General features: G+C 45.9%; 21 protein-coding genes and 1 tRNA gene. 3 read left to right on the top strand and 19 right to left on the bottom strand.

Features of this window, described 5'->3' with window-relative positions; translation table 11 throughout:
* Positions 1-5: 5 nt before the first annotated feature.
* The 16 genes from VN23_RS20495 to rpsU all read right to left on the bottom strand — a co-directional run bounded on the left by VN23_RS20495 (position 6) and on the right by rpsU (position 16,599).
* The gene (locus VN23_RS20495; protein WP_046350600.1) at positions 6-965 is read right to left on the bottom strand and encodes a GDP-L-fucose synthase family protein; all 960 of its coding nucleotides are present in this window, start codon (positions 963-965) and stop codon (positions 6-8) included.
* A gap of 8 nt (positions 966-973) precedes the next feature.
* Positions 974-1,429 carry a serine acetyltransferase gene (locus VN23_RS20490; RefSeq protein ID WP_052746414.1) on the bottom strand — a complete coding sequence of 152 codons (456 nt, stop codon included), beginning with the start codon at positions 1,427-1,429 and terminating at the stop codon, positions 974-976.
* Between the two features lie 46 nt (positions 1,430-1,475).
* The gene (gene gmd / locus VN23_RS20485) at positions 1,476-2,600 is read right to left on the bottom strand and encodes a GDP-mannose 4,6-dehydratase (protein WP_046350422.1); all 1,125 of its coding nucleotides are present in this window, start codon (positions 2,598-2,600) and stop codon (positions 1,476-1,478) included.
* Position 2,601: 1 nt separating this feature from the next.
* A complete protein-coding gene (gene epsI, locus VN23_RS20480; RefSeq protein WP_046350423.1) occupies positions 2,602-3,306 on the bottom strand; it encodes an exosortase-associated protein EpsI, B-type in 705 nt (234 codons plus the stop codon).
* Positions 3,299-4,177: an exosortase B gene (gene xrtB, locus VN23_RS20475; RefSeq protein ID WP_197432976.1), complete on the bottom strand. Its 879-nt coding sequence runs from the start codon at positions 4,175-4,177 to the stop codon at positions 3,299-3,301. Before xrtB ends, epsI begins: the two co-directional genes overlap by 8 nt.
* An 8-nt stretch (positions 4,178-4,185) precedes the next feature.
* Positions 4,186-5,070 carry a chain length determinant protein tyrosine kinase EpsG gene (gene epsG, locus VN23_RS20470; protein WP_046350425.1) on the bottom strand — a complete coding sequence of 295 codons (885 nt, stop codon included), beginning with the start codon at positions 5,068-5,070 and terminating at the stop codon, positions 4,186-4,188.
* Positions 5,067-6,446, bottom strand: coding sequence for a chain length determinant protein EpsF (gene epsF / locus VN23_RS20465; RefSeq protein ID WP_046350426.1), 1,380 nt, complete (start codon positions 6,444-6,446; stop codon positions 5,067-5,069). Before epsF ends, epsG begins: the two co-directional genes overlap by 4 nt.
* A 27-nt stretch (positions 6,447-6,473) precedes the next feature.
* Positions 6,474-7,259: a polysaccharide biosynthesis/export family protein gene (locus tag VN23_RS20460; RefSeq protein ID WP_052746415.1), complete on the bottom strand. Its 786-nt coding sequence runs from the start codon at positions 7,257-7,259 to the stop codon at positions 6,474-6,476.
* Entirely contained in the window at positions 7,259-8,152 is an 894-nt protein-coding gene (locus tag VN23_RS20455) for an EpsD family peptidyl-prolyl cis-trans isomerase (protein ID WP_052746416.1), read from the bottom strand. Before VN23_RS20455 ends, VN23_RS20460 begins: the two co-directional genes overlap by 1 nt.
* Before the next feature lie 29 nt (positions 8,153-8,181).
* Positions 8,182-9,666 (bottom strand): undecaprenyl-phosphate glucose phosphotransferase, encoded by a 1,485-nt coding sequence (locus VN23_RS20450; protein ID WP_231743321.1) that lies wholly within the window; start codon positions 9,664-9,666, stop codon positions 8,182-8,184.
* Positions 9,667-9,751: 85 nt separating this feature from the next.
* Entirely contained in the window at positions 9,752-10,924 is a 1,173-nt protein-coding gene (locus tag VN23_RS20445; RefSeq protein WP_046350427.1) for a hypothetical protein, read from the bottom strand.
* Positions 10,925-11,491: 567 nt separating this feature from the next.
* Positions 11,492-11,568 (bottom strand) — tRNA-Ile (locus VN23_RS20440).
* A gap of 15 nt (positions 11,569-11,583) precedes the next feature.
* On the bottom strand, positions 11,584-13,536 hold the full coding sequence (gene rpoD / locus VN23_RS20435) for an RNA polymerase sigma factor RpoD (protein WP_082752867.1): 1,953 nt from the start codon (positions 13,534-13,536) through the stop codon (positions 11,584-11,586).
* A gap of 204 nt (positions 13,537-13,740) precedes the next feature.
* Complete coding sequence (gene dnaG, locus VN23_RS20430) at positions 13,741-15,705, bottom strand: DNA primase (protein WP_052746417.1); 1,965 nt, start codon at positions 15,703-15,705, stop codon at positions 13,741-13,743.
* A gap of 69 nt (positions 15,706-15,774) precedes the next feature.
* A complete protein-coding gene (locus tag VN23_RS20425; protein WP_046350428.1) occupies positions 15,775-16,218 on the bottom strand; it encodes a GatB/YqeY domain-containing protein in 444 nt (147 codons plus the stop codon).
* A gap of 168 nt (positions 16,219-16,386) precedes the next feature.
* A complete protein-coding gene (rpsU, locus tag VN23_RS20420; RefSeq protein WP_046350429.1) occupies positions 16,387-16,599 on the bottom strand; it encodes a 30S ribosomal protein S21 in 213 nt (70 codons plus the stop codon).
* A 175-nt stretch (positions 16,600-16,774) separates the two neighbouring features.
* Here rpsU and tsaD point away from each other — a divergent pair, with 175 nt between their 5' ends.
* Positions 16,775-17,788: a tRNA (adenosine(37)-N6)-threonylcarbamoyltransferase complex transferase subunit TsaD gene (tsaD, locus tag VN23_RS20415; protein ID WP_046350430.1), complete on the top strand. Its 1,014-nt coding sequence runs from the start codon at positions 16,775-16,777 to the stop codon at positions 17,786-17,788.
* Positions 17,789-17,930: 142 nt separating this feature from the next.
* Here tsaD and VN23_RS20410 read toward each other — a convergent pair whose 3' ends face one another.
* Both VN23_RS20410 and VN23_RS20405 read right to left on the bottom strand, forming a co-directional pair.
* On the bottom strand, positions 17,931-18,581 hold the full coding sequence (locus VN23_RS20410; RefSeq protein ID WP_046350431.1) for a fumarylacetoacetate hydrolase family protein: 651 nt from the start codon (positions 18,579-18,581) through the stop codon (positions 17,931-17,933).
* A 76-nt stretch (positions 18,582-18,657) separates the two neighbouring features.
* Entirely contained in the window at positions 18,658-19,584 is a 927-nt protein-coding gene (locus VN23_RS20405; RefSeq protein WP_046350432.1) for a CobD/CbiB family protein, read from the bottom strand.
* A gap of 301 nt (positions 19,585-19,885) precedes the next feature.
* Between VN23_RS20405 and VN23_RS20400 the strand changes: the two genes are divergently transcribed.
* Both VN23_RS20400 and VN23_RS20395 read left to right on the top strand, forming a co-directional pair.
* On the top strand, positions 19,886-20,479 hold the full coding sequence (locus tag VN23_RS20400) for a superoxide dismutase (RefSeq protein ID WP_046350433.1): 594 nt from the start codon (positions 19,886-19,888) through the stop codon (positions 20,477-20,479).
* A gap of 225 nt (positions 20,480-20,704) precedes the next feature.
* The gene (locus VN23_RS20395) at positions 20,705-21,838 is read left to right on the top strand and encodes a hypothetical protein (protein ID WP_046350434.1); all 1,134 of its coding nucleotides are present in this window, start codon (positions 20,705-20,707) and stop codon (positions 21,836-21,838) included.
* An 87-nt stretch (positions 21,839-21,925) separates the two neighbouring features.
* Here VN23_RS20395 and VN23_RS20390 read toward each other — a convergent pair whose 3' ends face one another.
* On the bottom strand, positions 21,926-24,409 hold the full coding sequence (locus tag VN23_RS20390) for a family 20 glycosylhydrolase (RefSeq protein WP_046350435.1): 2,484 nt from the start codon (positions 24,407-24,409) through the stop codon (positions 21,926-21,928).
* Positions 24,410-24,744: the final 335 nt, after the last annotated feature.

The following is a 24,744-nucleotide window of genomic DNA, read 5'->3' as shown; positions in this document are numbered from 1 at the left end:
AAACCTTATAAACTTCGAGCTGTAAATTCGCCATAAGCGTTTCTTAGCCCTAAGTCAAAGCGAGTTGAAGCCCGCCATCCCATCTCATTTAATTTACTTACATCCTGCAATTTGCGCATCGTGCCATCCGGTTTGCTCGCATCAAATACCAGCTCACCTTTAAAGCCGACCACTTCACAAATCGTGCTCGCTAATTCACGAATCGTCATATCTTCACCCGTGCCAATATTGATCAGCGGTGGGTGTTGATCGTTTAATTGCTTTTTATATTCTTCATCTGGCAAGTTCAGCAAGTAGACACATGCTGCGGCCATATCTTCACAATAAAGAAATTCACGGCGTGGCTTGCCACTACCCCATACCATCATTTCTTTTGCACCGCTTTCTTTGGCTTCGTGCGCTTTACGAATAAGTGCCGGAATCACATGGCTGTTTTCCGGGTGATAATTGTCGCCAGGGCCATAGAGATTAGTCGGCATAACAGCCAGATACTGCGTGCCATATTGACGGTTATAGCTCCAGCACATCTCAATACCGGCAATTTTAGCCAGAGCGTAAGGCTGATTGGTCTGCTCTAATGGACCAGTAAGCAGGTATTCTTCTTTTATCGGCTGCGGGCAATCTTTAGGGTAAATACAGCTGGAGCCTAAAAACATCAGACGATTTACACCATGCTGGTAAGCAGCATGAATCACGTTATTTTGAATCATTAAATTCTGATAAATAAAATCGCCGCGATAAACATTATTGGCATGAATACCGCCTACTTTTGCTGCGGCTAAAAATACAAAATCAGGCTTTTCTGCTGCAAAAAACGCATCGACTGCTGTCTGATTTGTCAGATCTAATTCTGCATGAGTGCGCGTCACAATATTTGTGAGCCCAAGTTTATTTAATTCACGCACAATCGCAGAGCCAACCATACCACGATGGCCCGCAACGTATATTTTATTTGAATTTTCAATAAACAAAACTAAACTCCCTCTACCATTGCAAGAGCAATAGCTGGATTGCCAGCCACAATCATATTTTCAGCAATATCATTAACAACAACCGATCCCGCACCTATAACAGAACCAGCGCCTATTTTTATATTTCCGATAATAATAGAGTTCGGAAATATAATTACATTATCTCCAATATCAGGAGCACCTGCTTTATTGCCACCGCGTTTGCTGCCTAAAGTACACCCTTGAAAAATAGTGACATTACGACCTAATTTCGTACCTTTATTAACTACAATAGAAAAGGGGTGCCCCATACGTAAGCCCTTTAAATTACCAAAAGGCAAATCAACATGAAGAATATATTTAATCATCAGGCGAAATAATGTAAATTTAATTCTGCAAGAGAAAAGTATAAATTTATTTACGCCACCCAATTTTTCTTTTAAATAGGATTCGAATTCATCACGAGGAACCTTTTTCATATTTTACCTTTGGCTCAACTAATTTTATAATTGAGCCAATTAATTTTTAACTTTCAATCGCTACAGAAACACGATAGCCATGCGTTTTAAGCAGAGCATGCTGGCGGGCTTGTACTAAATCATGAGCCACCATTTCTTGCACTAGTTCTGGCAAGGTGGTTTCTGGTACCCAGCCTAATTTCACTTTGGCTTTTGTTGGATCACCCAATAATGTTTCAACCTCGGCAGGGCGGAAATAGCGCGGGTCGACTTGCATAATCACATCGCCCTCTTTTAATGCAGGTGCTTTATCGCCTTCAATTTTAGTAACAATGGCTTTTTCATCTACCCCAGTGCCCTCAAACTTAAGCGAGATACCCAATTCACTGGCCGACATGCGAATAAAATCACGCACGCTATATTGCACGCCAGTAGCAATCACAAAATCATCCGCCACTTCTTGTTGCAACATCATCCATTGCATTTTGACGTAATCACGGGCATGGCCCCAATCGCGCAGGGAATCAATATTGCCCATAAACAGACATTTTTCTAAACCTTGAGAGATATTTGCTAAACCACGGGTGATTTTGCGCGTAACAAAAGTTTCACCACGACGCGGGCTTTCGTGATTAAACAAAATGCCATTACATGCATACATGCCATAGGCTTCGCGATAATTCACCACAATCCAATAGGCATACATTTTTGCCACAGCATATGGGCTGCGTGGGTGAAATGGCGTCGTTTCTTTTTGCGGAATCTCTTGCACCAAACCATATAGCTCGGAAGTGGATGCTTGATAAAAACGAGTTTTCTTCTCTAAGCCTAAAAAGCGAATGGCTTCTAATAAGCGCAGCGTGCCCATTGCATCGACATCAGCCGTATATTCGGGCGATTCAAAGCTGACCGCCACATGCGATTGCGCACCAAGGTTATAAACCTCATCCGGCTGCACTTCTTGCAAAATACGGGTTAAATTAGATGAATCACTTAAATCACCGTAATGCAATTTGAAGCTGCTGTTTTCAATATGCGGATCTTGATAAATATGATCGACGCGTTGGGTATTAAACGACGATGCGCGGCGCTTGATGCCATGCACTTCATAGCCTTTTTCTAAAAGAAACTCAGCCAGGTAAGAGCCATCTTGGCCGGTAACACCAGTAATTAAAGCTACTTTTTTACTCAACTCATTCTCCTTGTAAGTGTCCAGCCAACCTGATTCTGGTTGGCATGTCTACGCTGTTTAATAATTCGTTTGTAAATTTTTCTTGAAGCTGATAAGCCTGATTTGAATCTGCAGAAATGCTTGAAACTCTAAATAACAAGCCATCTGGAATCGTGCCTTTCAAACCATAATTAATTTGAGCCATCTTACGTTCAAATCCAGAACGTAAAGCGGTATCGCCCACGGTAATCCAATAGGTAATTGGCTCGATTCGATTCCCATGTATGGCTAATAAACGCCTTACAGGAATATCATTTTCTTTATATTTTAACTGGCCATCTTTACTATTTTTTAATTCAAAGCCTTGTGCAGGATAACAATACTCAGGCCGATGAACTTGAGTACCATCCCCACCCTGATCTCTGCCATATGCAATAGAGAGCATGATTTGTTGGCCTTTACTATTTATATAAGTGCGGCTAACGATCTGGCTATACAGCTCATCAAGCTTACTTTGCACATCGGCAGAAGTAGTAATCGGGGCGACGCTGCCATCAAACTTCCAATCACCAAAAGAAGCAGGAATTGATTTTTCTAAATCAATTTGTGGCCTACTTGTTGCCATTACTTGGCGCGGTGTTAAGGCATACCCCAAAAAAGCAGATAAAAAAAGTACGGAAGCAATAATCAGTGAGTAATAGTCATTAGCAAAAAAACGCTTAAGCATGTTTTTTTACCCCCGCATCTGTAATGCCAAATTTCTTCATGACAAAGCCAACAAGAGTATCAAATGACATCAATAAAAACAGCGCAACACCAAATAAGACAAAACCAGCAAAACCGTGTAAAAACCCTTGGCCAGCCTCATCTCCAAAGTAATAAGTAATTAAAATAAGGGTAATCACCCGAATTGTATTTGCAGCAAAGGAAATAGGTACAACCATCAGGGCAATAAACAGGTTTCGGGAAAAAGATTTATAACCCATCAAATTTAAATAAAGCAATCCGATGGCTTCTAAAGTAAATAGTGTATGCAAACCTGCACATGCATCCGCCACGAGCATCTGGTATTGATCAATCTGAATAATGACGCCAGAGCGCGAAACCGGATAACCTGCATGATAAAGCAACCATTCAGCAACATATGAGACCGCCATTTTCATAGGAAGCGTTAACGCAGCAACCAGCCCCCCAGGGAGCGGTAACATAAATAGCATAAAAAATAGAGGAAACCACATTGCTTTGATAGCAGCCCATCCCCCATATAAAAGCAGCAGGGATGCAAGCACCACGATAAATGAGAATGCTAAAATTAAATCAATAGACTGTGATTTGCCTAATATGAATAAAACACATCCTGATAGAAGTAGCCCCCATCCGATAGCAGGCTTTTTTTCACCCTGCAAAAAGGTAGCGATTGCTTTATCTTTATTTCTGTAAATTAGCCAGAAACTGATACCTAAAACAATAGGGCCGTGGGCCTGGCTCTCTTTATCCCATACATGATTAATTAGCCACCAAAATGCCGGAATAAACATGAGCAGCAAGCCTAGGCAAACTGGCCATGTTCTATTAAACAACTCGCGTGGATTATTCATATAAACCATCATTTATATTGCTCATCTGGTGTAGCAAGCACACAGCCTAATATTTCTGCACCGCTCGACTCGAGTTGCTCCTTCGTCGTGGCTAAACCTTTTACTGGCGTTTTATTGCGGTTAACAACCAGTAATACTCCTTTAGTTCTTGCGGCAATTAATTGCGCATCCACCGCATTCATCAATGGGCTGGTATGGTAAATCACTACATCATATTGATTAGCTAATTCTGTAACTAGCTGGCTGAATGAATCTCTTGAGAGTAATTCTTGCGGATTGGGTGCTTGAGTCCCCGCTGTTAGCACGGATAAATCACGCAAATCGCCAATTTTTTGAATTGCTTCAAGGCCAGCTCGATTAGCCAGCACATCGCTTAAACCAATACGATTGGTTTGCCCAAACAAAGCATGCTGGTGCGGCGAGCGTAAATTGGCATCCACCAACAGGGTGTGCTCGCCTAATTGAGAAAACACCACTGCCAAATTAGCCGCCAGTAACTCTGTTGTGATTCCAGCATCATATGAAGCCAGGGCAATTGATTTATTACCGTTTTCTACCCAGCTCAACAATAGTTGGCTACGCAAGCTGCGCAAAGCCTCGACTCTTGGATCAAAGGGTTTGTAGGCCGCGATAATGCGTTCATCAATCCCGCTTTGGCCGGAGCTAAGATAAGGATATGCAAATTGATGAGCCAAGACATCTTGAATATCTGCCTCAGTAATATAGCCCAGCTGGATAGCCGCCTGGCCAAAGCGTAAATTACTTTCTTTTTGCAGTAATAATACTTTCTCAGCTTGGTTAACCGTAAGCTTTCCTGCATCTAATAACTGCTTACCAATATTACCTGCTGCTGCCGTTGTATTTATGATCTCGTGATTAATCATGCTATTCATGCTTTTACCCCTAGCAAGCGACCAAACCTTTTCTTCTTATTACGGGCCGGTAAAGGCAAATCGGCTAATACAGGAATGCCAAGAATAGCTTCAATATCTTCTTTACTGCGAATACGCCGATCAAACAACTCAACCAACATTGCAATGCCAATTGCTAATAAGCCCCCCACTAAAATAGCTAAAATCATATTTAATGCGGTTTTAGGCTTTGAGTGTTTTAAAGGCGGTGTCGCCGATTTTAATATCGTGATATTGCTTTGATCCGAACGGCTTTCTAGCATGGTCTGGCTAAAACGCTGTAATGCCTGATCATAACTACGTTGTGCGTTATCTACATTACGCTGCAATACATCGATGCTGGCCCGCCCTGATTTAAGCTCTAATACACGCTCTTTTTGCGCCTTCATGGCTTCATTTAAAGCAGCTTGTCTTGACTGGGAATTACCAGCAATGCCACTTAAGCCACCTGAGTACTGCTTCATTAAATCATTAAGCTGATTTTGTGTTGCTGTTACTTCAGCCAGTGCCTGACGATAATGTGGGTGATTAGGGCCATTTTTTTCAGCCAGCTCTTTTAACTTTGCTTCTTGTGCAGAGAGCTGTCCTTTTAATTGCAAAATAAGCGGGTTATTCAATACATCAGGTGCTGTTTGGCCCCCCCGCGCGCGCGCTTGTGCATCGAAAGTCTGTGATTGCGCCCCAACAAGCTGGCTGGATATTTCATTTAAACGCTGCATTTCAATATCCAAGCGCTCATCCGTCGCCACAATGCCTTTTTCCTGTTGATACTCGGATAATTTTTGCTGTGTCTTTTCTAAATTAGCTTGCAATGTTTTGAGCTGTTCTTGAAAAAAAGTATTATTTTGCTGAGCAGCCGCTACTTTAATATCTACCGTAGTGCGTATATATGCCTGCGTAAATGCATTAGCTAATGCGGCCGCAAATTGTGGGTCTGCTGCGGTATATGAAAGATTGATCACATTACTTTCACGGCTAGGCTTTACATCCAGGCCTTTCAATAAAGATTCTGCAAACCAATTACGGATATCTCCTTTTCCTTGCGTTGCCTCAGCAAACTGGGCCTGCGCTTCTGGCAAAGAGGCTAAGCCAAGTGCATCCACTACTTTTAAAGCCCCATTTTGGCTGGCAATCATTTCAACTTGAGTAGCCATATAGCTAGGCGCCAAAAAACCAGCGACCTGCTGCCCCGTAACAGGATCAGTGGCTTTAACATCCACCGCCAAGGCTGCATCCGAAGTGTATTGCTTTGGCTGCAATAAGCTAAGAATCAGAGCAGCGAGAATCACCGAGATAAACACAGCAATGCCAATTCGTTTTCTGGCGCGTAAAATATTTAAAAACTGTTCGAGTGTCATTATTAATTAAGCTCTATTACGAAAAGATTAGAAAAGGCTTTCTTTCACAAAAAGCGTGTCGTTTTCTACTAATAGATCACTTAAATTAGCCTCTACTTTAATTACTGCACCTGACTGATCAATCCGATGGATCTCTAAATTACGATGTGACGCGCGTGGATTAAACCCACCCGATACCGCCAATGCTTGCATCACCGTCATTTTTGGCTCCATGCGATATACGCCTGGGCGGTTTACTTCGCCATAGACATAAAACTGCTGAGCACGTGGCACATACACCACATCACCATTAGCAATCGGCATACTGCGCTTCGTTTGATCACCCAGCTTCATGGCTTGGCTTAAACGATACTCAATCCGCTCTGCACCACGCAATACCACCACCGTATCGCCTGCATTGGCATTTAAACCGCCTGCAATCGCCAGTAAATCAACCATATCAGTCGCCCCGTCAAGTGCGTAGCGCCCTGCCTTGTTTACCTCACCAATCACTGCAATACGCTGGCTGCGGTATTGAGAAATCAAAACACTCACATTAGGCTGATTTACAAACCCACCTTTTTTTAAGCCATTGGCAATCAAAGCTTGAGCTTCCGTATAAGGCAGGCCTAATAGCTTCACCTCACCCAATAAAGGAAAAGCAACAGACCCTTGCTCATTCAGCTGTAATTCCGTACTTAAATCAGGGTGATCATAAACACTGATTTTAACGATATCACCCGGCCCTAGCCTATATTCACTATTTGCAGCGGCCATAGCCATGCAGCTGCAAAATAGCATCAAAACAAAAGCCACTATCTGGGTCGCTTTCATTATTTAAGTCCTTTTAATCCTGCTTTTATTCCATCATCTGCTGCAACATTGCTGGCTGCACTTGCTGGTTTTGACTCAGCAAATTTTTGTGTGTACTCAATTTTTGCAGCATCGCGTAATGCTTTAATTTTTGCTTTTGCATCTGTCTGCACTTTATCATTCTGCAAATAACGCTGAATTAAAGGAGAGGCATTCTCTTTTGCAACCGGAACAGATACGCTTTCTTTTAAGAGCAGCAATACCACCTTATCTGCTTCTGGCATGGTAATGATGTCGCCCACTTTCATTGCTGCAAATTTAGGTAATAAGGAAAGTGGTAATTGCTCTGCAGTGCGCTTTACTTCGTTTTCATCAAATTTAATTTCGGCTGTATTTAGAATCATTTTTACTTGCTGCGCACTAGCCGCCTTATCCAATTGCTTAATCAATGCATCGTCATAAGATTTCTTTTCAAGACTAAACACAGCAAAATCGTAATTCTTTCGCTCAGCAAACAGGGCCGGATTATCGTTGTAAAAACGCTCAATATCTGCAGGCTTAAGCTCTTCAGGCTTACCCAGTACACGCTCAGCAGCCGCTTGTGCCAGAATTTGGCGCTTGGCCGCTTCAATAGATTGCAAAACACTTGGCTCTCTGTCTAATTTAAGCTCAGTCGCTTTTTGCACCAATAATTCTTGATCAACTAATTGATCCAACATTTGCTGCTTAATCGCTGGCGTGGCAGATTGCACTTGCCCCAGCAAAGCATTTAACTGGTGAACAGTAATTTCTGCTTTATTTACCTTTGCTAAAACCTGGCTTGGGGATTTTTTTTCTTCTTTATCTCCACACCCAGCCAAGAACGCTACTGCAGCAATCGTTAGAACCAGCGGTTTTATTGTTGTCTTAAGCATTGCGAATCCTTTTACTTTTAAATTAAGTTTTAGTAAGCGTTTCTATCGCGGAAGATGACTGCAACTGTTAACACAATAATTTTCAGATCCAACCATACCGACCAATTTCGTAAATAATCCAAATCATACTTAATGCGGTTCTGCATTTTATCAAGGGTGTCTGTCTCCCCCCTAAAGCCATTAACCTGTGCCCAGCCGGTAATACCAGGCTTTACTTTATGACGGATCATATAGCCTTTAATCAGTTTTCTATACTGCTCATTATGTGCATTAGCATGCGGGCGCGGGCCAACAATACTCATTTTTCCTTGCAGCACATTAATAAACTGAGGCAACTCATCTAAGGATGTTTTGCGAAGAAAACTGCCAATAGAAGTTAAGCGCTGATCATTTTTAGTCGCCTGCACTACTTTTTCGCCATCTTCCATCACGGTCATTGAACGGAACTTGTACACCAGCACGCTATCGCCATTTTCACCATAACGGCGCTGTTTAAAGAAAACAGGGCCAGCAGATGTGAACTTCACCGCAAGCGCAATCGCCACCAGAACAGGCCAGATCATTGCCAGAATAAGGAATGATAATGAAATATCACTAATTCTTTTAATGACGCCATTTAGCCCCATAAATGGGCTTTCACAAATAGCGACGATTGGCATGCCCGCCACATTATCAAACCGCGCGTTAATCAGATCAAAAACGAATAAATCTGGAATAAAGTAAATTGATGCCGTGCTGTCTTTTAGCTCATCTATCAGCTCAAGCACCCTAGGCTGCGAGCTCATCGGCAAAGAAATATATATTTTTTTAATTCCGTGCTCTTTTATATATTTTGGCAGCGAATCTAAACTACCTTTTAAATGCTCTGATGCACTTTTTGGTAAGCGGCTAATTGATCTATCATCAAAATACCCCATGAAGTCCATTTTTAAAAATGGCTCTTCATGGATATTTTTAACCAAAAGCTGGCTAGGCTGGTTAATCCCTACTACCACTACTTTACTGCGCTCTGCATTTTCACCTGAGTCTACGCGTAATACATAAACCCTTATTGCCACATGCACTGAAATCAAAACAATAGGGGCGACAATAAACCATGTAATAACAAACGGAGGGTAGTAGTAATCTATAAAACCTGAAATACGGCCAATTAACACTAGCGCAATCACAACCCCTAGCCACTCAGTAATAAATCGGCCAACCCCTAGCCAGGACCGCGAGTAGCCAGGCATAAATAAAAACATGCCATCGAGCAAAAGCGCCGTTAGCAGGAAAGCAAGCGTTGCTAATATAAACTCATAACCATCCATCGCAACATGGAACGGAATTGCCAATAAATAGAGGGTGACCACCACCAAAATCGGATCAATGAAAAGCTTAAAGAAACTAATAAATGGCGCAGCATTAGAGAACTCGCGAAATCTATCTGCAAGCAAACTAGGTGTTGCTACAATACTTGTCTCTAAAGAGTTTCTGTCCATATATTGATCGATGTTTTTTGCTGAGTCATTCAAAATATTAAGCGCCTTAGGAAATAAAAAGTTTCAATCTTTTATTTCTTTGCAAGATAAAATAATGCTTCTACCATTAAATAATTACTTAGTAGTCAAACCTTGCATTAAACCCAAACTGATAATCTTTATAGTTACCATTGCGCACATCACTTTTGCGTTGCTCTGCCTGAACATAGCTAGAGATCGTCAATGGCTTAAGTGCTCTATAGCTCAAAGCCAATCGCAAACTATCAGTGCTTTCATCATTTGCCGAACGACTACCCACTACTTCAAGACTTCGATCTCTATGATTAAAATCAATCGTCCAGTCTGTTCTCTCTGTCATCAGCCATTTAGCGTTTAAATTCATACGCTGATCTAAGTTTCGCCCCGCACCACTCGTAAATTCGGCAAAACTCTGACCATAACTCATTCTAAAAATACTTTTACTTGTTGCACGCCATACAAGGGCTAAATCTCCCTGCGGTGTATTCTGGCTCTGCCCATTCAGTGCGGACTCCCATTGGCTTAAGCCCACGCTTGCATTTAGATCTATTTTACTGCTGGGCGCATAGCCTATATCAATCGAGCTTGTTTGCTCTGTAAAGCCAGCTCTAAAGGGCAAATCCTGATCATAGGTATATTTTCGCCAACTGTGCCTCGCAGCAATAAAATTTCCTTTTTCTGATTGGTATTGCATACCAATACTCGCAACATCGCTTTTTGCGTTAATATATTCTTTTAAATCATGCTTTTCTGTAGTCGTTCCCGCTGACGCAATAATAGCGATAGAGCTTTTCAATTGCAGTGTCCCTTGCCAATTCAAGCTATTCTGACGCTGCATATCTAATACACTATTACCGCTTCCACTCAAAAAATCATCTTCGAACGATGACATTCTTGTTGATGTATTGGCAATTAATTTTCCGCTCAGAGTGCTACCCACGAGCCAATTCCATGTTAACCCTGCGTTCCAATCATTATGATTCAAATCACTAAAATTCTGATAGCTAATCTGATTAATATCCGCATTAATAGTAAGCAGCTGCCGTGAAATAGTTAAATCTAAACGCCCGCCCAACCGTGCCTCTAACTTTGAATCTGATCTTTTACCCATTTTATTGGTTTGCGTATTATTAATGTTTTCATCTAATTTAAATAAGTTGCTATCGTATTGATACCCTAAGCCAGCGTTCAATTTGAGTATGTCTTCCGGATCATAGGCAGCTTGCGCATAGTCAATAAAACAAACCCCTAGCAGGCAAATACGAAACCACATCACTAAAATCCTTACTTATTTAGCTCTTATTAATTTAGGAAGGTACAGGAGAAGTATTTCAAATCGCCTACTGATAGTCGCGTTACATTTTTTCTACATGTCATAGCAAACAGTTTACCTGTATTTTCAACTTACTGCATATCCTGCTTTACATTGCAAAATACCAACAATTTTCTTGTAAGAATAATAAAAAACCCTAATCAATTTCTTACATAAATTAATATATCAGTATATTAATTGATTACTTATATATGAATTTCATGCGCACTAAACGTTTTTTAATTTTAACAAACTATATTACACCAAAAACTTACAAATACTTACTTCTGTTTTGTTATATTACTACGTAACACCCCTTTAGTACATGACGCTTTCCTTTAAAAGTTATATTACCAATCTTAAAAAATTCTTTATAAGGAAGTAATAATATAGAAAATATATAAACCATGGCTACACTCCAGCTAACAAGCCAATACAGCCATCAAAATGATTAGCCCGACAAATATTTTTTAGAATTACAAGCGAAAAAAACCCAGCACATGGCTGGGTATTTTTCTATTGCGATACTGGTGGGCCCGGTCGGACTTGAACCGACGACCAAAGGATTATGAGTCCTCTGCTCTAACCAACTGAGCTACAGGCCCATAAGAGGCGCTATATTAACCTTCGCTGGCCTGACTTTCAACAAAACTTTTCAGTCTTTCTGAACGAGTCGGGTGGCGAAGCTTACGTAAAGCCTTGGCTTCGATCTGACGAATACGCTCACGCGTAACATCAAACTGCTTACCCACTTCTTCCAGCGTGTGATCGGTGTTCATATCGATACCAAAGCGCATACGCAGCACTTTAGCTTCACGTGGAGTCAGAGTATCCAGCACTTCCTTCGTCGCTTCACGCAGGCCTGCGTAGATAGCGGCTTCGGCTGGAGCCAGATTGTTTGAGTCTTCGATAAAATCGCCCAAATGGGAATCGTCGTCGTCACCGATCGGCGTTTCCATCGAGATCGGCTCTTTGGCGATCTTGAGGATTTTGCGGATCTTGTCTTCCGGCATTTCCATTTTTTCAGCAAGCTCGTCAGGAGTCGGCTCAATGCCGGTTTCCTGCAAGATTTGCCGCTGAATGCGGTTCATCTTGTTGATTGTTTCGATCATGTGTACCGGAATACGAATAGTACGGGCCTGATCGGCAATCGAACGGGTAATCGCTTGGCGAATCCACCATGTTGCGTAGGTTGAGAACTTGTAACCACGGCGATATTCAAACTTATCTACCGCTTTCATCAGGCCAATATTGCCTTCCTGAATCAGGTCGAGGAACTGCAAACCACGGTTGGTGTATTTCTTAGCAATCGAAATGACCAGACGCAAGTTGGCTTCAATCATTTCGCGCTTGGCGCGGCGGGCCTTAGCTTCACCCGTCGACATCTGACGGTTGATTTCCTTAAGGTCCTTAATCTGAATCATTGCGTTAACTTGCAGCTGAGCCAGAGTTTGTTGCTTTTCCATAATGGCGTGCTGATAGCGCGCAAGAATGGCGGAGTATTTGTGACCGTAGTTGATCTCATCCACTACCCATGTCGTATCTGTTTCACGGCCTGGGAAGGTTTTGATGAAGTGATCACGCGGCATTTTTACCCGGACAGTACAGATATCCATGATTTCACGCTCGCAGCTGCGGATTTCATCCACCATGCCACGTAGTTGGTCGCAGAGCGATTCAACCTGGCGAGCCGAGAAGCGAGTAATCAGGAAAATCCCGGCAATGGCTTGCTGGTGCTCCAGATAGTTTTTGCCGTGTGCGCCTTCTTTGGCCAGCGCTTTAATCATTTTGTCAAAGTGCTCACGCACAATGTCGAAATGCTCACGCACCTGAGTTTTTAATAACTCAAGATTGGCCTTAGCTGCTGCACTACCGTCGTCTTCTTCGCCTTCTTCTTCATCGACCGCATCGTCAGCATCCTCGGCTTCCGCTTCAATCACTTCGATTGGCGGTGGGGTGTTTTCATCTGCGTTAGGGTCGATAAAGCCGTCGATCACATCATCAATGCGAATCTCATCAGCCAAGCCTTTTTCTACCAAGCCTAAAATATAGGCAACAGTAGTTGGGCAGGCAGAGATCGCCTGGATCATGTGCTTAAGACCGTCCTCAATCCGTTTGGCGATTTCAATTTCGCCTTCACGGGTTAAGAGCTCTACCGTACCCATCTCACGCATATACATGCGCACTGGGTCAGTAGTGCGACCAAACTCTGCATCGACGGAAGATAAGGCTGCTTCGGCTTCTTCAGCAGCATCTTCATCCGGTACAGACGGCGCAGCATCGGACATAAGCAGATCTTCTGCGTCCGGTGCTTCGTCGTACACCTGGATGCCCATATTGCTGATCATGCTGATGATGCCTTCGATTTGCTCGGCATCCAGCATGTCATCTGGCAGGTGGTCGTTGATCTCGGCGTAGGTTAGATAGCCGCGCTCTTTACCGAGCACGATCAGCGTTTTAAACTTCGCTTTACGTTGTTCGGGATCGGCCTTCTGCTCAGCAGATGGCCGATTGACCTCACGGAAATCAGTCCGCGCTTGGTCTTCGTTGTCGATTTCTTGATCTGCCGCCATGACTCTCGAGTTCAGGTATGTTCGGGAAAACCGTAGATTGTATCACAAATTTGTGACAATTCTTCGGCGTAAGTAAATCCACCGCATCGTTCATTAGTCAACAATGCCGATACTGCTGTGACAATAAGCCACCATAGTCCTCGTTTACGCTGTAAACGCAGGCTGTTTTAGACAGCAATCGCTACAATTTGTTGCCAACGATGATTATCGGCGAGATACGAGTGCTGCAAATTCCAGTTTTTCTGCCTCCGTTAGTCCACCATTCGCTTGCTTATAGGTCAGAGCATAAAAGCGCTCTTGCATCATAGGGCGAATCACACTGACTTCCACCGCTTTTAGCGTAGCAGCCAGTTGCTCATCCAGCTCAGCCTCTGAGGCCTTATCAAAATACTCTCCGCCAGAGATAAGCAAACGATGCAATACATCGTAGTCAAACATGCCCTGCCATGATTCAACGATTTGCAAACTAGATAAATCCGGGTAGTTGCAAATCTTTTGAAGCAATTCTTGCGCCAGGCCCATTGCATCGGTCTCTGGCCACGATAACCATACTGGCTCACTACGGCGCACCAAACCAGGATGCGCTAAAACCAGCTGAATCAATTTATGTACTGGCCCAGTGGGGGCCGCCCTAGGCGCTGGTCTTGGCATCATATGAGCGGGAATCCGTTCGTCGCCGCGACCTTTCCATTTACCTTTTGGCTGCCAATTAGGCTTCCACGCTGATCGATTACCTTGCCTAGCATATTGCGTATTTGGCTGACTTTGTTGCCGACTAGGCTGCCCATCATTCGACCACTCCTGCCCATCTTGCCAAGGCTCCGGGGCAAATTCCCCCTGATAGCTTTCACTTGGCACATATTCGGGCACAGATCTTACAGGGCTACCATCCAAAACGGTGCTTAATTCGCTCATTTCTAAGCGAGATAGCTCTGCTAAGCGCTTTCTGATCATCATTCCAAAGGCTGGGGCCTTGACTAGGCTCAGCATTGGAGCTGCTAAAGAAATCAATTTAGCCCTACCCTCTTCGCTCTCCAGCTCTACTTGAGCAGACAATTCCTTCAATAGAAATTGCGCGAGGGGCACGGAGTCTTGCAAGAGCGCACTTTCAAACTGTACCTGACCAAACTCTTGCACGTAAGAATCCGGATCATGCTCAGCGGGTAAAAATAAGAAAGCGAGTTTCTTGCCATCAACCAGCTGCTCTAAACTGTTTTCTAACGCTCGCCACGCGGCTTTTTTACCAGCCTTATCACCATCAAAGCAAAAATAAACTTCGTCAGCCAGCTTTAGTAATTTACGGATGTGCTCAGGCGTGCAAGCCGTACCCAAGGAGGCGACGGCGTATTCCACACCATGCTGATTCAGCATCACCACATCCATATAGCCTTCCACCACCAGCACACGGCCACGATCACGAATCGCGGCTCTGGCTTGTGGCAGGCCATATAGCTCTTTACCCTTCTCAAATACGGGCGTTTCTGGTGAATTCAAGTACTTGGGCGCACCATTGCCCATAATCCGGCCGCCAAAACCAATCACCTGGCTGCGCTGATTTAAAATAGGGAACAGCACCCGAGAGCGAAAACGATCGTAGCGCCGCAAGGTGTTTTCTTCTTCGGCTACCAGCCCAGCGTCTTTAATCACCGGGTTTTTATCGTAATCCGCAAACACGGCTTTCAGCGATTGCCCTGCGCTGGGAGCAAAACCCAAGCCAAAGCGTGCTGCCGTTTTGCCCTCTACGCCTCGGCTCTTTAAGTATTCAATCGCCGCCGGTGCTGTTTTAAGCTGGGCGCGGTAATAATTCATAGCCGTTTTTAATACGTCATAAATACCCGGAGCGGCCTTAGCTTTTTCGCTTATTGGTGCATCACTTACCGGTACTTGCATGCCCACCGATTCAGCCAACATTCGTACTGCATCAGGAAAACTCATCCCCTGATGCTCCATCACAAAGCCCACCGCCGAACCATGCGCGCCGCAACCAAAACAATGATAAAACTGCTTAGTCTGGCTCACTGTAAATGAGGGTGATTTTTCTTTATGAAACGGGCAGCAGGCGCTGTAATTCTGACCCGCTTTTTTAAGCGGCAGATAGCGCTCAACGACGTCAACAATATCGACGCGGTTAAGGAGATCTTGAATAAAATCGTCAGGTATTTTTGCCATCTTGTGCTGTTTTCCGCCTTAAAAGATGGACTCGACTTCAGGGGCAGGTTTTAGCTGCCCTTACAAAACTTAAGCAGCCATCCCAGCTTTAACCAGCTTAGAAACTTCGCTCATATCAGCACGGCCAGATAAAGCCGCTTTCAGATCTGCCATAATCTTACCCATTGCTGCCGGTGTTTTGCCATGAGCAGTAATAGCAGCAGCAACTACCGCTGCAATCTCTTCCGGAGAACACTGTTGCGGCATATAAGCAATGAGCACAGCAACTTCAAGCTTTTCTTTATCAGCCAGATCCTGGCGATTTGCTGCTTCAAACTGTTGAATACTGTCTTTGCGCTGCTTCAGCATTTTTTCAATCACGGCAGTGACCGCGGCATCGTCCAGCTCAATTCGCTCATCCACTTCACGCTGCTTAATTGCAGCCAGCAAAAGACGAATCGTACCGAGGCGATCAGCCTCTTTCGCTTTCATTGCGGTTTTCATATCGTTCTGGATTTGCAGTCTGAGAGTCATGGTCATTCCCTGTGATTGAATCAGATCGACACAAGCTTATGCACAAATCGTAAGCCAGCATACTGCCCACTGGGTTTTGAGCTTTTTTCACTTGCAACAATCTAATTAAGTAGAAATGCTAAAAGGCCGCTCTAGGCGACCTTCCGGCATGCGCTGCTACAAAAACTCTTAGTAGAGTTTTGGTGGCAGTGTTTGGCTACGCAGACGCTTGTGCTGACGCTTTACAGCAGCAGCTTGTTTGCGTTTACGTTCAGCCGTTGGCTTTTCGTAGAATTCGCGTGAGCGAAGGTCTGTTAGCAGGCCAGTTTTTTCAACAGCACGCTTGAAGCGACGCATCGCAACTTCAAACGGTTCATTTTCTTTTACGCGTACGTTAGGCATCGAGCAATCCTGTTTTACGATGATCTGAAAGACCGAATCGTTTACATCAATCAAGGCGTAGCATTATCCATAAACTATTGCTACCTGTCAAAGGACAATCGCGCATCAGTGCTTTATAGATCTGCAACAGCCCGCTAATATAGCGCATTACCTCCCTTTTTTATAGAGTATTGGCATGCTGGTATTAGGCATTGAATCTTCTTGTGACGAAACCGGTATTGCGTTATACGACACCGAAACAGGCTTACTTGCGCATCAAATCCACTCGCAAATCGCCATGCATACCGAATATGGTGGTGTGGTGCCTGAGCTGGCTTCGCGTGATCACATCCGCCGGGCACTGCCGCTCACTTCGGCCTGTTTGGCAGAATCAGGCAAAACACTGGCCGATATTGATGCCATTGCGTACACCGCAGGCCCTGGCCTTGCCGGTGCGCTACTGGTGGGCGCCTCTGTTGCCAATGCCCTCGCTTTTTCTCTGGGCAAGCCTGTGATCGCTGTGCACCACCTGGAAGGGCACTTACTTTCTCCGCTCTTGGCTGACCCAGCCCCCCAATTCCCTTTTATTGCCTTGCTCGTTTCTGGCGGCCACACTCAGTTGATGGCCGTGCGCGGCATTGGTCAATACGAAATTTTGGGCGAAACAGTCGATGATGCGGCGGGTGAAGCATTTGATAAATCTGCCAAATTATTAGGATTAGGTTATCCCGGTGGCCCAGCGCTGTCTAAATTAGCCGAGCTTGGTGATGCCAAACGCTTTAGCTTGCCTCGCCCGATGTTGCATTCTGGCAACCTGGACTTTAGTTTTAGCGGACTAAAAACGGCCGTACTCACTTTAGCCAGCAAGCAAGAAGAACTGGATCAGCAAACGCAAGCCGATATTTGCGCTGCGTTTCAAGAGGCGGTTGTGGAGGTACTCAGCAAAAAATGCTTGGCAGCACTAAAGCAGACAGGGATGAATCGTTTGGTGATTGCTGGTGGCGTAGGTGCCAATAAGCAGCTACGGGCGGGCCTTGATGCGGCAGCTAAAAAACGCCGCTTTGAAGTGTTTTATCCGCCACTAGAATTATGCACCGACAATGGCGCGATGATTGCCTTTGCGGGCGCGCAGCGCTTGAAGTTCGCCACACCAGCAGGCAGCTATGCGGTGCAACCTCGCTGGGATTTATCTAGCTTACCTGCGGTTTGAATCACAAATTTTAATCTCTACTCTGCCGAGAAAAAAACCAAATCTTGAACCACGGAGAAAACCAAGCCCTTATCCTTAAGGTTTTCTCCGAGAAACGCGGAGACCTCCGTGGTTCAGTTTCCTACCGTGCCTCTGCAAGCCATCAAGCCACTACAAACGTTTCATTAATCAGCTCGCCCAGTGTCAGCTTTAGCTGATCACCAGAATGAATTGCACCCACACCTTCTGGCGTACCCGTGTAAATTAAATCTCCTACTTGCAACGTAAAGCGGCTGGAAATCCACGCAATCAGTGTGGCTACATCAAAAACCATCAATCGGGTATCAGCATGCTGCTTACTTGTGCCGTTAATTTCTAAAATAAACTCAAGCTCAGGCGGATTACTGATCGCACTAGCAGGCACAAAATGTGTAAGCACCGCTGCACCATCGAAGCCCTTAGCCAAAGTCCACGGCATCCCTTTTTGTTTGGCTTCTGTCTGCACATCGCGGGCGGTTAAATCCAGGCCCAGAGCGTAGCCAGCCACGTGTTCCAGCGCATTTTCCTTGCTGATATTTTTACCACCACGGCCAATCGCTACCACAAGCTCGGCTTCGTGATGCACATCCTTAGACCATGCAGGTAATTGCAAAGCCTGGCCAGACTGCAAAATAGCGGAATTCGGTTTAATAAATACCACCGGCTCGCTGCCGATGCTGGAGCCCATTTCGGCAGCATGGGCCACGTAATTTCGGGCTACACAAAAAATATTATTAACGCTAATGTTTGTTTGATCGATTCGGATACTGGGCACGGCAGATTCCTCAGATAAAAAAAGCGGACGAATGCCCGCTTTTAAATCAGCTTGATGTAAAAATCAAGAAAAATAACTAAACATGCCCCAGCCACGAGCCCAGACTAAAGAGTAAGACCAGTGCAATCCACAAAATAGCAGTGCGCCAGATCAGGCCCACGGCACTCGCCAGATAGTCTGGTGTAGCCGCCTCTCCCACACCCAGCTCGGGGCGGAACTTGACCGTGTGATCTTGATGCAGGGTATCACCCAAACGCACGCCAATCGCACCCGCACCACTCGATAATAGAATGCCATCAATATAATCTGACCAGCTTTGAGCCTGCGTGCGCCAGCAGTAAACAGCGTCTTCAAAATTGCCCATAATTGCAAAGCTGGCGGCAGTAAAGCGCACTGGCAGATAATCGAGCACTTCCAGCGCCAGTACCGAGAAACGGCCAAACGCGCCCGAGCTACGGCCCCATTTTTGCGCCAGCAAGCTTGCCGAACGGTAAAGCAACGCGCCCGCAGGGCCAGCAAACCACGCCAGCACCACAAACCAGAATAAAGTTCCAAATACATAGCGATAAGAATCTGCCAGGCCTTGCTCGATAGCCATCCTGGAAACTTCATCAGCGCTCATTTCAGATGTGTGCTGACCATTCCAATCGGCAAGCAAAGCACGCGCCGTATCCAGATCATCCGCTTGCAAGGCTTTAGAAATCCCTGAAAACGCATGGCTAAACTGGCGAAAGCCCATCGTCAGATACAAAATTGCCACATCCCAAAGCAGGGCAAAGCCCACATTTACGCGGCACAGCAGCATATAAATCACAAACGACACAATCAATAAGGGCAATACCAGCATCAGCCAAGCGCCCATACCATTTCGATACTCGCCGGCATTCAAGCCACGCTCTAATTGATTGGCAAGCCGCACAAAGGCCAGCGTAAACAGATTACGATTTGATAAGGGCCGGAACTGCTCCAGCGCCAGTGCAATAATAAGTGCAAGAATAGTCATTTTTAAATTCCCGAAGCCGGTGTGACCGACAACTTTTGCAGACGGCGAAAGATACCACAGGCAAGCGCTAGCCCCAAAACCGAGTATTGCTAACTATACGGTACACGATGCACGGTTATTGCAAACTTATCGTAAGCATAAATGGCTTAGCCATCATTTGGCACAAATTAACGACTTAATTTGCCAGAAAGCTGGCAAAATACCGGCACTCACTCCGCCCAACGCTTGAAATAAGACCACTTAGTCCCCATGTTTATTCAAGCTGTTTCGCGCCCAAAAACACACCCGATCGGAGATCACGATGGAACACAAGCTACCTGAATTGCCTTACGCACAAGACGCACTTGCGCCATTTATGTCAGCAGAAACGCTGTCGTATCACTACGGCAAACACCATCAGACTTACATCACCAACTTAAACAATTTAATCAAGGGCACAGACAATGAATCACTGTCGCTTGAAGAAATTGTTAAAAAAGCCCCTGCAGGCGGCTTGTTTAATAATGCAGCGCAAGTTTGGAACCACACTTTCTTCTGGCTAGGCTTTAAGCCAAATGCAGAGGCAGCTGACCGCGCGCCTGCTGGCGCACTGGCTGCAGCCATTGACGCTAAGTGGGGCTCGTTTGCTAAGTTTCAGGAAGCTTTCAATGCTTCTGCTGCTGGCAACTTTGGCTCTGGCTGGACTTGGTTAGTTAAAAAAGCAGACGGCTCGCTCGATATCGTAAACACTTCTGCTGCTGCAACACCGCTCACTACCGCTGACACTGCGCTGTTGACCTGTGATGTGTGGGAGCATGCTTACTACATCGACTACCGCAACAGCCGCCCTAACTACCTGACAGGTTTCTGGAAGCTGGTTGACTGGGATGTAGTTGCTGCACGCTTAGCAGCTTAATTGCCACATTCCCGAACGCATTAATTATCGCAACTCGCGCTTAGCCATGTTATCCGCCGGTTTATGGTAGACAACATAGCGTAACCCAACTTGCTGATACATAAAAAACGTCTGGCGCTTACATACAACAGTATGTGAGCTCAGGCGTTTTTTTATGCCTGCCCGCATTGCGATCAGCTTATGCTTACGCACTTAATATAAGCCCCCCACACCGGATAAAATCGAATGATATTAAAAGCGGCCTGCCTCTGTCTTAGCCTGATTGTTAGCACCTCAAGCCTTGCAGCCAGTGTGGAGGAAAAACGATTAGATGCTGCCAAAGCCGCCATGCCGCATTTACTTGCCCCTTTTGAGACTCAAATCAGCAAGCTGAGCATCAGCTTAACCGCGGCAAAAAATAGTGCAGAAGTCGATACCTTGCTCATCGAAGCCGGAAAAGTGCTATGGAACGATGCCCGCCAACAAGCACGGCAAACCACAGACGACAGGCCGCTCTACTGGGCTCGCCTCGCCATCACTCAACAAATTCGCGATGGCAAATTAGGCTTTGATGCCGATGCTGCCCAACGCAATAACTGGCTGGTGCTATTTGAGCAAAACAGCCGTGGCATTCAAGATATCCGCTACACCCAAGGGGTACGGCGCATCCTGCTCACGGGTTTTGATCCTTTTCTGCTAGATAGAAATATCAACCAAAGCAATCCATCCGGACTGGCGGCCCTGCTACTGGATGGCAAATTTATTGAAGTAAACGGCCAGAGAGCACAAATCGAAACCGCCATTGCGCCCGTACGCTTTGCCGATTTTGATGCAGGCTTTGTAGAAGACCTGCTCACACCCTATCTTAAAAACCCTGTCGATTTAATTGTTACCGTCAGCATGGGGCGCAAAGATTTTGATTTAGAACGCTACCCGGGCAAACGCCGCTCGGCTGATTTTCCGGATAATTTAAATATTAAAACAGGCGGCACACTGACTAATCCCGTCCTGCCCCTGCTAAAAGGCAAGACATTACCGGGTGCAGAATTTGTAGAATTCAGCTTGCCAATTAAAAATATGCTCACCGTACAAGCACCGTTTATCGTGCACGATAACTGCACCATCAGCAGCCTGCGGCAAAAAGAGTATTGCCCAAAGAATCTGGCCGCATTAGCGAATGAAGTATCGGTAGAAGGCTCTGGCGGTGGTTATTTATCCAACGAAATCTCCTACCGCAGCCTGCGCCTACGCGATCAGCTAGGGGTAAAAATCCCCGTCGGCCATATTCATACGCCAGCGATTAAGCAATACGATGCAGATAAGGAAGCGGCAATTGTTCAGCAGATTGAAGAGATGCTGAAAGCGGCGTTGGCAAAATAGACGCATAAATCGTAGGGTGTGAAACGACGAAGTCGTTACGCACCTCGGCAAGACGATGCGCAGCTTTTGCACACCCTACGAAACGCTTTAAGCCACTACCGTCCTGCTCTTACGCCCTGTACGACTAAAACTGGCGGCTTTTACCGTTTCCTCGGCGGCAAAAGGCTCGGTATAAAGAGCTGACTCAGCAGTAGGATCACTACCATCCAAGGTGTAGCGCAAAGCCAAGCCCGGCGCGGATATATTCAGCGCAACCTTGCCGCTCTCTCGCTTCACACCCGGCAGTGGAATGCGGTAGCCGTAGCCACCTAGAAAACCATCCAAGCGTGGCATGTCGCGTTGGCCTAAGCGGTTAGCAAACTGGTTCCAATCTGCATCCATTTTTGCAGCCCGTGCAGCCACGTCGCTCATATTGGTCCAGCCCGGATCAACGGCCCAAGCGCGCTCTGCCAAGGCAATCACTCGCGGCATCGCCAAATATTCAACCCGCTCCTGGCTGCGTGTATTTTCGCCCCAAAGCTGGCCCTGCATCCCCAAGATATTTTTAGTACCCTCTGCCGTGAGACGCTGCATTTTGGCAAGGCTATCCGCATTAAGCGAATTGCCAAACAGATCAACCGTGGCGGTAGTGTAAATATCCAGCGGGCAGAATTCATAAGCGCCACGCGTTTCAATAAAGCCACCCCAGTAATAACCCGGCTCTTGCGGATCTTTGGCGTAGGACAAATCGAAATACAGATTAGTCACATTCGATAGCACCACTTGATAGCCCGCATTGGCTAGCTGATAAGCAAAATCTTCCTGCCCCCAGCCCCAGACATTATTCCAAACATAAGGCTGGAATTTGGCATCGACAAACTCCGGATTCGGGCCATGCTTGCCGTCTTGCTTGGATAGGGCAATCTCTTCCCAGCCACCGAATACCAAATTGTGCTTTTGTAGTAGCGTGCGATAACGGGCCAAAAAGTAATTTTGCAGCGCTTGAATAGAAGCCATACCCTGCGCCTGCATAAACGCCTGGCAAACAGGCGAGCCTTCCCAAGCACCATGCGGCACTTCATCACCGCCGGTATGCATGGTGGTGAGCGGAGCGCCTGCCTCGGCAAACATCGCCTTCATATCCACCAGCACCGTTTCAATAAAGCGATAGCAAGATTCCTGGCCGATGCACATCACATTGTCGTGCCACAGCTGCACCGACTCATACTTGGATTGATCGTTGAAATCGCTAAGCAGATATTCTTCTGCCCCCGCCAAATCGCCAGCCGCTTTAAAGCGCTCATAGCGCAATTCCATCGCCTTGATTGCGGCGCGGGCATGGCCTGGCACGTCGATTTCTGGGATCACTTCGATATGGCGGGCGGTAGCAAATTGCAGGATTTCAATAAAATCGGCACGGCTATAAAAGCCAGTTCCCGCCGAGCCTTGCACCACAGCACCAGAGCCAAAGCTTGGCAGCAGGCTACTTTCTTCATTAGGACTAAAGCCACGCAAGGAGCCGATTTCGGTTAGCTCGGGCAAAGATGGAATCTCTAAACGCCAGCCTTCATCATCGGTTAAATGAAAGTGAAATTTATTCAGTTTATATAGAGCCATGCAGTCTAAAAGACGCAGCACGGTTTCCTTGCTAGAGAAATTACGCCCCACATCCAGCTGCATGCCACGATAAGCAAAACGGGGTGCATCGATCACATAGCCGAAAGGCACAGCCAAGCTAGCCAGCGGATTAAGATAGCTGCCTACTGGTAAAAGCTGACGCAGCGATTGAATCCCATTCATCACACCTGCCGCACTTGCGCCGGTAATCACAATCCCTGCTGCGCTAATTTCTAAGCTATAAGCCTCTAGCGGCGCGCCACTCTGGGGTACATCCACCTTAGCCACTTGCAAAGTAATCCCAGCGCCACGGCTGGCTCTTTGTAATTCCACGCCCGATACATCGCGCAGAGCAGCACGCAAGAAGGCTGCTTCTTGAGCAAGCGCCTCGCCATACACAATCAAAGTCGTATGAGTAATAAGGTACTGACCTGCATCCCAACGCGCCTCGAGCGGCGTTGGCGTAATCTTGCCAACAGCATCACCAGGCAATAGCGTGAGTGCCTGGTTCTCTGCAAAGCGTAATGCGGCTGTCATCAAAGGCACGGCATCTACTAAATTACGATTACATTGCTCTGGACGACTAAAGGGCACGATCTCTGGATCGCCAATCGCATCCGCCACCGCATTGCCATAAACAATATAAAAGCCCAGTGGCGCGTCGGTTTCGTTAATCACCCAGAAGATCCCCTGATAGCGAACCACCATCGAAGCGCCAGCAGGCAGGCCCGCAAAATCTGCAGCGGGAATAAAGCGCGAAACGTCGCCGTTTACATGCTCCATCACCACGCCGCCTTGCACCGTCTCTGGCTTAATCTTGCGGCAGGTATTGAAGTAAATCGCCCAATCTTGCCCGCTTAAAGCCACATCAGACAGATTAGTAATCGTCAGCTCGGCTAAAAAGTGATCGCCTTCGTAATGATTAGTCAGGCATTCCCACTTCAACTGTATATGTGCACCCGCTGGCTGCGTCATCTTGTCTCCCTGTCTCGTTTTTATGTGAAAACACCACGCTCAAAGGCGCAGCTCGAGTGTAGGAGCAATCAATCAAGGAAACTAGCCAAGGGCTTTGCTTGTATTGCGGAGTTTAAGAAGGACCCATTGCATCAAGCCCCTCACAAATGCAAAAGCGGATTCAACTTCAGCCCCAAGTGAAAGGTGATTCATTGCCGCACCTGTCATAAACGCGCAACAAATGACATGACTTACTGTTTTAAACGGGAATATTTACAAGGTAATTGTTACGATCAGACTACACGCTTGCTTACAGCGGCACTTATTCAAATAAAACAAGCCAGATCCAAGGAAGC

The sequence above is a fragment of the Janthinobacterium sp. B9-8 genome (assembly GCF_000969645.2).
Lineage (GTDB): Bacteria > Pseudomonadota > Gammaproteobacteria > Burkholderiales > Chitinibacteraceae > Iodobacter.
This window is presented reverse-complemented; position numbering and strand designations above follow the sequence as displayed.